The organism is Brenneria alni (assembly GCF_003666245.1).
Taxonomy (GTDB): Bacteria; Pseudomonadota; Gammaproteobacteria; order Enterobacterales; family Enterobacteriaceae; genus Brenneria; species Brenneria alni.
In genome coordinates this window covers 25223-34552 of record NZ_MJLZ01000043.1, presented here as the reverse complement: position 1 = coordinate 34552, position 9330 = coordinate 25223, and the positions used below count along the sequence as shown (strand labels likewise).

At 50.5% G+C, this 9330-nt stretch carries 10 protein-coding genes and 1 riboswitch; of the genes, 3 read left to right on the top strand and 7 right to left on the bottom strand.

Going from position 1 to position 9330, the window contains the following annotated elements; genetic code table 11:
• Positions 1 to 602: 602 nt before the first annotated feature.
• The 3 genes from BIY29_RS16395 (at position 603) to yegS (ending at position 4317) form a co-directional block, all read left to right on the top strand.
• Positions 603 to 1565 (top strand): glutathione S-transferase family protein, encoded by a 963-nt coding sequence (locus BIY29_RS16395; protein ID WP_121576132.1) that lies wholly within the window; start codon positions 603 to 605, stop codon positions 1563 to 1565.
• A 129-nt stretch (positions 1566 to 1694) separates the two neighbouring features.
• Positions 1695 to 3056 (top strand): prephenate-dependent tRNA uridine(34) hydroxylase TrhP, encoded by a 1362-nt coding sequence (gene trhP / locus BIY29_RS16390; RefSeq protein ID WP_121576131.1) that lies wholly within the window; start codon positions 1695 to 1697, stop codon positions 3054 to 3056.
• A gap of 361 nt (positions 3057 to 3417) precedes the next feature.
• Positions 3418 to 4317 (top strand): lipid kinase YegS, encoded by a 900-nt coding sequence (gene yegS, locus BIY29_RS16385; RefSeq protein WP_121576137.1) that lies wholly within the window; start codon positions 3418 to 3420, stop codon positions 4315 to 4317.
• A 45-nt stretch (positions 4318 to 4362) separates the two neighbouring features.
• Here the strand turns inward: yegS and psiE are convergent, their stop codons facing one another.
• The 7 genes from psiE to BIY29_RS16350 all read right to left on the bottom strand — a co-directional run bounded on the left by psiE (position 4363) and on the right by BIY29_RS16350 (position 9284).
• Positions 4363 to 4770, bottom strand: coding sequence for a phosphate-starvation-inducible protein PsiE (gene psiE, locus BIY29_RS16380; protein ID WP_121576136.1), 408 nt, complete (start codon positions 4768 to 4770; stop codon positions 4363 to 4365).
• 190 nt (positions 4771 to 4960) lie between these two features.
• Positions 4961 to 5764, bottom strand: a complete 804-nt coding sequence (gene thiD / locus BIY29_RS16375) for a bifunctional hydroxymethylpyrimidine kinase/phosphomethylpyrimidine kinase (RefSeq protein WP_121576130.1) — start codon at positions 5762 to 5764, stop codon at positions 4961 to 4963.
• Positions 5761 to 6555 (bottom strand): hydroxyethylthiazole kinase, encoded by a 795-nt coding sequence (thiM, locus tag BIY29_RS16370; RefSeq protein WP_121576129.1) that lies wholly within the window; start codon positions 6553 to 6555, stop codon positions 5761 to 5763. Before thiM ends, thiD begins: the two co-directional genes overlap by 4 nt.
• Positions 6556 to 6591: 36 nt before the next feature.
• Positions 6592 to 6688, bottom strand: a riboswitch (TPP riboswitch).
• 110 nt (positions 6689 to 6798) lie between these two features.
• Complete coding sequence (locus BIY29_RS16365; protein ID WP_121576128.1) at positions 6799 to 7131, bottom strand: MerR family transcriptional regulator; 333 nt, start codon at positions 7129 to 7131, stop codon at positions 6799 to 6801.
• A 49-nt stretch (positions 7132 to 7180) separates the two neighbouring features.
• Positions 7181 to 7633: a PTS sugar transporter subunit IIA gene (locus BIY29_RS16360; protein WP_121576127.1), complete on the bottom strand. Its 453-nt coding sequence runs from the start codon at positions 7631 to 7633 to the stop codon at positions 7181 to 7183.
• A gap of 1 nt (position 7634) precedes the next feature.
• Positions 7635 to 8999, bottom strand: coding sequence for a PTS galactitol transporter subunit IIC (locus tag BIY29_RS16355; protein ID WP_121576126.1), 1365 nt, complete (start codon positions 8997 to 8999; stop codon positions 7635 to 7637).
• A 3-nt stretch (positions 9000 to 9002) separates the two neighbouring features.
• Complete coding sequence (locus BIY29_RS16350; RefSeq protein WP_121576125.1) at positions 9003 to 9284, bottom strand: PTS sugar transporter subunit IIB; 282 nt, start codon at positions 9282 to 9284, stop codon at positions 9003 to 9005.
• Positions 9285 to 9330: the final 46 nt, after the last annotated feature.

The following is a 9330-nucleotide window of genomic DNA, read 5'->3' as shown; positions in this document are numbered from 1 at the left end:
GTATTTAAACACCTACCTGAAAAAACTTACTTATTTGTGGCAAAATCAACCGATCCATTTCACATAATGGACTCGTCTTTAGATTCATTAATTATCTTTCTTATATTAATAGCATTATTTTTATCATGGTTAACAACCAAGTTAATAGTCAAAAAACTCACATCCAAATAAAAACCCTCTCATTATCTATAATGAAAACTTAAATAACATCGACCTAAACATAAATAACTTTATAACCGTAATCATGCGTATATTATATTAATTACTCTCAACCTTTAATACGCAAAAAAAATAATTATAGAAAAAATAATAAAAAAACTGTTATACTTGCAACCACATCCCCATCTTCGGTAACAGTCAACGAAGTTGCCCCCCTTAATTCGTTTACCCAGTCTGAGCAATATCAATATGAATGCGTCTATTGAAAAAGACTTTTCTGATCATATGCCCATGATGTAGCAACAGGTAATTTTTTTGAATCGCTATCCTCTATCCACATCAAAAAATCTGTCTGACTTAGTTAAAAATTTATCATTTTTTCTTTACCTCAGGCTGATAGGCTTACCACACTGTAATAGCGATCAGATTCCGGGAGAGACGTGATGTCAGGTTTAGTGAATGGTAAATGGGTTAACGGCGATGTCGCGGCTGAAGAGATAAAGAACGGGGCATTCCATCGTCAGGAAACAACATTTCGCCAGACCGAAATTGTTGCACAGCAAGGCCGTTATCAGCTTTTTGTCTCTTATCTCTGCCCGTGGGCTTCCCGCACATTAATCTTCCACAAGCTTAAAGGGTTGGAAAACATCATTCAGCTTTCTGTTGCAGAACCACAAATCAGCGATAGCGGCTGGGAATTCAGCACGCCACAGGATGCGGGCGAACAGGTTGGCCCTGTCCGTTTTCTGCATCAGTTGTATACCGCGACAGACAAATATTACACCGGAAAAGTGTCGGTTCCTGTGTTATGGGATCGTCTGGAAGGACGCATTATTAACAACGAATCGGCGGATATCATCCGTATCCTGAACGCTGGCTTTGATCAATTGACCGGCAACCGTCTCGATTTCTATCCGTCCGCGTTGCGTGCCGACATCGACCGCTGGAATGAAACCATTTATCACAACATCAATAACGGCGTCTACAAAACGGGCTTTGCTAAAACGCAGGAAAGCTATAATCAGGCGGCAACCACCCTGTTCTGTGCACTGGATGAGGTAGAGGCGCATCTGACGACGCATCGTTACCTTGCCGGCAACACGCTGACAGAAGCCGACTGGCGCCTGTTCGTGACCCTAATCCGTTTTGATGTTGCCTATCATGGCGCGTTCAAATGTAACCTCCGCCGTATCGAAGATTACCCCAATCTGTCGAACTACCTGCGCGAGCTTTACCAATGGCCCGGCGTACAGGAGACCGTCAATATCGACCATATTAAAGCCGGTTATTACGGCATTCTGTGGCTGAACCCGACCGGTATTGTGCCGTTAGGCCCGGTGGTTGATTTACATCGCCCGCATAACCGTGCCGCGCTGGGCGAGTCGGTGGTTGCCGTCACCCGCTGAGGAAACGTGGTCAATAGGCCTACTTTTTGTAGGTCGTCTGCTGCTTTTTCTGTTCATAAGCGCTAGAATCCCCGCCTTTACTGCTCCCGCTGGGAGCAGCCTGACTTGTGATCAGAATCGAGAGACATCATGTTTAAACCGGAACTTCTTTCTCCGGCTGGCACGCTGAAAAATATGCGTTACGCCTTTGCCTATGGCGCTGATGCAATTTATGCCGGTCAGCCTCGCTACAGCCTGCGGGTGCGCAATAACGAATTCAACCACCAGACGCTGGCGCAGGCCATTAATGAAGCCCATACACTGGGTAAAAAATTCTATGTGGTGGTGAATATCGCGCCGCATAACGCCAAGCTGAAAACCTTCCTGCGCGACCTGCAACCGGTAATTGAAATGGAGCCGGATGCGCTGATCATGTCCGATCCGGGGCTGATTATGCTGGTGCGGGAAAACTTTCCGTCTATGCCGGTCCACCTCTCCGTTCAGGCCAACGCCGTCAACTGGGCGACGGTGAAATTCTGGCAACAAATGGGGTTGAGCCGCGTTATTCTCTCCCGCGAGCTGTCGCTGGAAGAGATCGCCGAAATCCGCAGCCAGGTGCCGGAGATGGAGCTGGAGATCTTTGTTCACGGCGCGCTGTGTATGGCCTACTCCGGTCGCTGCCTGCTTTCCGGCTACATTAACAAGCGTGACCCTAATCAGGGAACCTGTACCAATGCCTGCCGCTGGGAATATAACGTGCAGGAAGGGAAAGAAGATGAGGTCGGCAATATCGTTCATCAGCATGAACCTATCGCGGTAAAAAATGTGGAACCGACGCTGGGTATTGGTGCGCCAACCGATAAAGTCTTTATGCTGGAAGAAAATCAGCGCCCCGGCGAATACATGAGCGCTTTTGAAGACGAACACGGCACCTATATCATGAACTCACGCGATCTGCGCGCTATTCAGCATGTGGAGCGCCTGACGCAAATGCAGGTTCACTCGCTGAAGATTGAAGGCCGAACCAAATCATTTTATTACTGCGCACGTACCGCACAGGTATACCGCCGCGCTATCGATGATGCCGCCGCTGGCAAACCCTTTGATCCCACCCTGTTACAAACGCTGGAAGGATTGGCTCACCGTGGCTATACCGAAGGTTTTCTGCGCCGCCACGTGCATGAGGATTACCAAAATTACGACTATGGTTATTCGGTGTCCGACCGGCAGCAATTCGTCGGTGAATTCACTGGCGTGCGCCGTGATGGGCTGGCGGAAGTCGCGGTGAAAAACAAATTTTCCTGCGGCGACAGCGTAGAAATGATGACGCCGGGAGGGAATATTCAATTCACCATTGAAGCGATGCAAAATGCCAAAGGGCAGGCGGCTGACGTCGCGCCGGGCAACGGGCATATCGTCTATTTGCCGGTTCCAGAGGAAATTGAGCTGGAATATGCGCTGCTGCTGCGCAATCTGCCGGGCACCACAACACGCAATCCGAACGCAAAATAGCAGAATGCTCCACAAATGATGTGGCTTTTAATAAATATTAGAATCAGATCACATCAATTAGAGAGCCTTCTGGTTATCATTGCTTCGCTGAGAAAATATAGAACGAAAAATAAGCGTAGTAATACTACTAGGAACCACCTCCTTGGCCAGCTCAATCTCCCTTGAGCTGGCTTTTTCTTTATTTGCCGCGACTTTCGTTTTTCCCCCTGCCGTGCAGCCGCAATGACTTATCGCCGCCACTACCCTTCAGCAGACTTTCTGATATCTGTCGGCACAATTAATCATTATGATATGGAGCGCTGAAGATTCAGCACCTACTATGCCGCCTATACTCTGGAAAACGTTTGGAGAATTGAATTCCATGGATCAATCCCCTGTCACTCTGCTAATTCTAAATGGGAAAAGTGCTGGCAATGAAGCGCTTCGTCAGGCCATTGAACAGTTGCGTCAGGATGGATACACCCTGCATGTCAGGGTTACCTGGGAATTTGGTGACGCAAGGCGTTATGTGGAAGAAGCCGTCCGGTTAAAAACCGAAAATGTCATCGCCGCCGGGGGTGATGGTACGATCAATGAAGTTGCTGGCGCGTTGGCGGTTCAACCTAAAACGGTACGTCCCTGTCTGGGGATTATTCCGCTGGGAACCGCCAATGACTTTGCCACCAGTTGCCAGATCCCACTGGATTTACCCAAAGCCTTGATGCTGGCAATCAAAGGCAAAGCGACAGCCATCGATTTAGCCAAAGTGAATAACGAGCACTATTTCATCAATATGGCGACTGGCGGATTTGCCACCCGAATTACCACAGAAACGCCAGCCAAAATGAAATCGGCGCTGGGCAGTGCGTCCTATGTTCTCCATGCGCTGTTGCGTATGGATATGCTGCAAGCCGAACGCTGCGAAATCCGCGGCCCGGATTTTAACTGGTCAGGCGATACGCTGGTTATTGCGGTGGGCAATGGGCGTCAGGCCGGCGGCGGTCAACAACTTTGCCCGGAGGCATTAGTGAATGACGGCCTGTTGGAACTGAGTGTCCTGTCAGCGCAGGAACTCTTTCCCAATATGTTACAGGCCTGGTTTACCGGCAGCGGGAATCAAAATATGATTTCCGCCACCCTGCCCTGGCTGGAAATCACTGCGCCGGATGACATGACATTTAACCTGGATGGCGAGCCGCTAAAGGCAAAACGTTTCTATATCGAAGTTATCCCAGCGGCGATTAACTGCCGCTTACCGCCACAATGCTCTCTGCTGGGATAACCAGACAAGCGCTGAACACGCTCCGGGCACCGGCCCGGAGACAGATTATTCACGCTTCAGGCGGTTGCTGTTTGCCAGGTACAGTGTAATGACCAGTAACAGAATGGAGGCGGCGTAAATCAGCGTATCGAACGGGTTTTTATGATCGACAATAATCAGCCGGATAATCGCCGTTATGCCGATATAAACAAAATAGCGCAGCGGGAAATGATATCCCGACTGAAAATACTTCACGATCAACGCAATAAACTCGAAATACAAAAAATAGATGACGATGCTTTCAATCAGTTGATAAGACGACTCTTTCTCATTGGTGATCAATAATACCTGCGCCAGATGGTAAGTTTCTTTCCCCAGAAAGATCACCAGAATGGTAGCCAATATCAGCAATCCAATATTGAGTATCGTCTGGAGTCCGTTCGAAACCTTAATGCTGCGTGTTGAACCCGCCATACTCATTCCCTCACACCTGATATGCTGACCAATGATTGGTTATATTTTGCTGCCGACAGATTATCACCCTTAGTATCCATAAGGGAGACAACCCGCTTATTTGTAAGCAAAATTACCGGGTGCACATCAGGATGTCCAGGCATTCAGGCCGCTTAATCCATGAGTTTTTCTTATTGTTTATCCTGCACGCTCACCACCAGCGATGAAAATGATGAACCGGCCCGATACCCTGCCCCACTTCCAGCGAGTCAGCCTGCTGTAATGCTTGTTGCAGGTAATCTTTCGCTTCCCTCACCGTGCTTTCCCATGAGTCATGTCGCGGACGCAAGGCTGCCAGCGCGGCAGATAAAGTGCATCCGGTGCCATGTGTATGCCGCGTCTTGATACGGGGGGCGGTAAAACGCAGCGGCTCCGCGTTTTTGCTAAACAGCCAGTCCGGGCTTTCTTCCTCACTCAAGTGCCCGCCTTTCATCAACACCGCCTGGCACCCCATACGCAACAACGCCTGCCCCTGAGTGCACATTTCCTGCTCGTTCCTGGCAGGTGAGCAATCAAGCAAGGCAGCCGCTTCCGGTAAGTTAGGTGTAATTAAGGATACCAGAGGTAACAGTAAACGCCGGATCGACGCCACTGCATCGATTGATAGCAGCGGATCACCGCTTTTGGCCAGCATCACAGTGTCCAGCACCACATAAGGTACGGCGTAATGACGCAATCGTTCAGCCACCACGTCAACAATATCAGCCTGCGCCAGCATCCCGATCTTGGCGCTGTCGATTCGCACATCGCCCAGTACGGAATCAAGCTGGGCCGCCACAAATGCCGGTTCAATCCGGTAGACCGACTGAACGCCCCGCGTATTCTGCGCCACCAGCGCGGTAATTACCGACGTGCCATAAGCCTCCAGCGCTGAAAACGTTTTCAAATCGGCCTGAATACCCGCCCCGCCGCTGGGATCGGTTCCGGCAATAGTTAACGCATTGATGCGTTTCATGCCAGATCCTCCATGCGCAAGTGATAAAGCCGGTCAAGAAAGGCCGGAACAAAACTCCCCGGCCCCTGAGCCTGCATTGCCGCCTGCTTCCCCGCCAGCGACATGACATAACAAGCTGTCGCCACATGCTGTAGGCGATCCCCCTCCAGTGCACAGAAAGCGGCAACTACGGCGGATAATGCGCAACCGGTTCCCACCACGCGGGTCATGATTTTATCCCCGCCGGTAATCGCCCAGTCACGTATCCCATCCGTCACGTAGTCCACGTCACCCGTCACCGCGACAACCGTGGAGAGTCGGCAGGCCAGTTCTTGGGCGGCAGGCAGCGCGGTTAATGAGTCGTTGGTGCTGTCCACGCCGCGTCCTTGCGTATTCAACCCGGACAACACCATAATCTCGGAAGCATTTCCCCGAATAGCCGCGGGTTTCAATAACAACAGTTCACGGGCAAATTCAGTACGGAAAGTCAGCCCACCCACGGCAACCGGATCAAGTACCCACGGCGTACCCGCCTGATTGGCACTGTTAACCGCCGCCAACATGGCATCAGCGCGATCCCGTTCCAGCGTACCGAGATTGATCAGCAGCGCATCGGCCAGCGCACTGAACTGTGCGGCTTCCGCAGGCTCCACCACCATCGCGGGCGACGCATTGAGCGCCAGCAATACGTTGGCGGTGAATGATTGCACCACATCATTGGTCAGACAGTGCACTAAGGGAGACAACGCATAAAGTTGCGTTAGCGACGCCGCCGCATGGGCAGCCGGTAAATCGACAGGTCGAGCGTTCATTTTTCCCCCAACCGGCGAGCAAGAAGGCGGCAACCGGTTGGCATACCGTGACTTCCCTACGCTGGCATTATCCAGATCAGGTGGTACGGGTATTTCTCAGCCTTCACAAAGAAGGGCACCCCGAGTCGTTTAAAATCAAAAGGTTGGGATTAATTTTTCATTAATCCCTGATCAGGATAATGCCAGAGGAAAGTCTTGTAAACTGATCTTGCCCGGCGACAACCAACACGGCCTTAATGTCCGCTATTTACGGGTAGGATCAGTTTTCGGCTGCCCTTTAATCGACGTCATTTCGTACTCGTTGGCCGGGTCCATAGCGTTGACCGCTTTTTGCAATTCGGCAAGCGCAAACTTTAGGGAAGCGACCTCCTCCCGCAGCACCTGCATCTCCTGCTCGTGCAGGACAGCACGGCCCGTTTTCGGAAAGGCTTCAAACACATCCTCTTCGTGGAACATACGAACCTGACGGTTATCAACATCCACCAGCTGATATTTCAACCGGCCACTATTGATTGCATTATAGATGGTTTTACGGCTTACCATCGCTAACTCAATGACGTCGCTGATTCGTAACATCTTGTCCCTCTGTGATTGTGACTACCTCGTTGGGTATAACATCCTTATATTACTGCGTGACGATAGCATCAGTGAATACTTTTGCAATCGCCTCTGGCGCCATTTTGCTGATATCGTTAACCCGATCGTAATCGGCCAATAACGCAAATAAGGATTGAATAATCGCCACCTTTTCACAGGTCTTATCAATGGCCATCATCACAATAATTTCCGGTATAACGACCTCTTCCGGTTCATCTGTGCGATGAAACTCAATACCCGCCTGGTTAATGGCAATCGCGAAACCGGTGCGGTTGACATGTTCAAACTCGGTATGGGGGATCGCAATGCTATGCGTCTCCATGAAGATCCCGGTAGGATAAACCTTTTCCCTGGATAATACGCCTTCGGTAAAACTGCTCTTCACCCGTTCGTCCGCCAGCAGGCTTTCCGCAAGGCGGGTGAGTAAGGCTGTCCGGGTGACGGCCTCAGTAAACTTAAAGATACGTGCTGCGCTAAACATATTATTTCCCCGCCTCTGCTGTAACCTCGGTCATTTGCTCATTTTCCTGCGCCAGTTTACGGCGGTTCCACAAGACCAGCATGATGGTGCCCAGACTCAGAATGGCAACACCAATGACCTTAAAGTTGAAAGCCTGAATGATAGCCCACGGCAACATTGCCCCGGCGTAGTCCACGCTGCTGATACTGGTTGTGCCCTGAGGTAATGAGAAACCGGTGCTGACTGCGGTGCTGGTCACGATTGGCGCCAGACTGGTCCCGATCAGTAGCGCCAGACTTAGCGTCAGCAACCCTGTCAGCAAGGTGCGAAACATGTCGCCACGGCAAACGGCGGTGACCAGAACAAAAGCAAAGGGTAAACCGGTAAGGGAAGCGAAAGGTAAAAACTGGTTGCCAGGGATGATAGCTGCCAGCACCAGCATAATAGGGATCATCAGCATCGAAACCGACAGTGTTACCGGATGGCCCACGCTGACCGCTGAATCCAGACCAATCGCTATTTTACCGAAAGAGCCTGCGCGTGATTGAGCAATTTCCTGAATACGCTCGCTGATAGGGTAAACCCCTTCCATCAGCATCTTCGCCATACGGGGAATGATGGTCATCACAGCAGCCATAGTGATCGCGGTTTGTAAAATGGCTTTCACTTCAATGCCCGCAATAATCCCCAGTAATGCCCCGATGATTGCGCCAAGAGATGCCGGGTCGCCAAGAATCGACAGGCGCTTCTGAATAACTTCAGTGTCAATCTTAATGTCCCGCACCAGCGGAATACGGTCAACAATGGCATTGACCAGCCAGGCCGCCGGTACAAATGATGCGGAGAAACCGTGCGGTACCGAAATTGACGGCAGATTGAGATACTTTTCCACATCACCGCTGGTACGGTCGGCAATGACCATCGTAATAATGCAGTTAAGTCCGGCGGCAAAAACCCCCAGCCACAGGCTATCCGTGATAATCGCCACCAGCGAGCCGGTGAAAGCATGGTGCCACAGATTCCAGATATCGACATTCAGGACGCGGGTCGTTTTGGTATAGAGCATCAGCACATTGATGGCAACGCATACCGGGATAACCAATGCGCCGACGCGCGTTCCCATAGCCACTGCCGCAGCGGCGGGCCAACCCACATCAAGCACATTGAGGTTAAGACCAAAACGTTCCACCAGCGCATGACTGACAGGCGTCAGGGAATCGATCATCAGATTCACAGTGATACTCAATCCAATAAAGCCAATCCCCACCATCAACCCCGCTTTGATGGCTTTGCTCAATGACAGACGTAATATCAAGCCAAGAAACATAAAGATCAGCGGCATCATGACTGACGCCCCTAAGCTGACGATATAATCGATAATAAACATTGCTTAACCCTCGGCGAGAATTAATTCTTTCACGCTACTGAAAACCTTATCGATGCCCATGCCGGTTAACAGCGGTAGAGCGTTAACTACCGGAACAGCATGTGCCACAGGCGACGTGGAAACGATGAAATCTATGTCGTCACGTGTTTTTGCTTCGGCGACCGTCCCCTGTGAAATACGGACTTTATCGAGCAGGTTTTCTTTTTTCAGAAAGTCCTGCAACTTATTTAACGCTACGGTACTGGTTGCTACACCGGCGCCACAGCAGATCATCATATGTTTCATGGGTATTCCTCTCGGTATTGGTGAGAAGGATTACAACATGAGACAG

Excerpts from the sequence above, each read along its gene's own strand:
- thiM (WP_121576129.1), bottom strand. The coding sequence starts at position 6,555 with ATGAACGCTCGACCTGTCGATTTACCGGCTGCCCATGCGGCGGCGTCG.
- psiE (WP_121576136.1), bottom strand. The coding sequence starts at position 4,770 with ATGGCGGGTTCAACACGCAGCATTAAGGTTTCGAACGGACTCCAGACG.
- yegS (WP_121576137.1), top strand. The coding sequence starts at position 3,418 with ATGGATCAATCCCCTGTCACTCTGCTAATTCTAAATGGGAAAAGTGCT.
- BIY29_RS16360 (WP_121576127.1), bottom strand. The coding sequence starts at position 7,633 with ATGTTTAGCGCAGCACGTATCTTTAAGTTTACTGAGGCCGTCACCCGG.
- trhP (WP_121576131.1), top strand. The coding sequence starts at position 1,695 with ATGTTTAAACCGGAACTTCTTTCTCCGGCTGGCACGCTGAAAAATATG.
- BIY29_RS16395 (WP_121576132.1), top strand. The coding sequence starts at position 603 with ATGTCAGGTTTAGTGAATGGTAAATGGGTTAACGGCGATGTCGCGGCT.
- thiD (WP_121576130.1), bottom strand. The coding sequence starts at position 5,764 with ATGAAACGCATCAATGCGTTAACTATTGCCGGAACCGATCCCAGCGGC.
- BIY29_RS16355 (WP_121576126.1), bottom strand. The coding sequence starts at position 8,999 with ATGTTTATTATCGATTATATCGTCAGCTTAGGGGCGTCAGTCATGATG.
- BIY29_RS16365 (WP_121576128.1), bottom strand. The coding sequence starts at position 7,131 with ATGTTACGAATCAGCGACGTCATTGAGTTAGCGATGGTAAGCCGTAAA.
- BIY29_RS16350 (WP_121576125.1), bottom strand. The coding sequence starts at position 9,284 with ATGAAACATATGATGATCTGCTGTGGCGCCGGTGTAGCAACCAGTACC.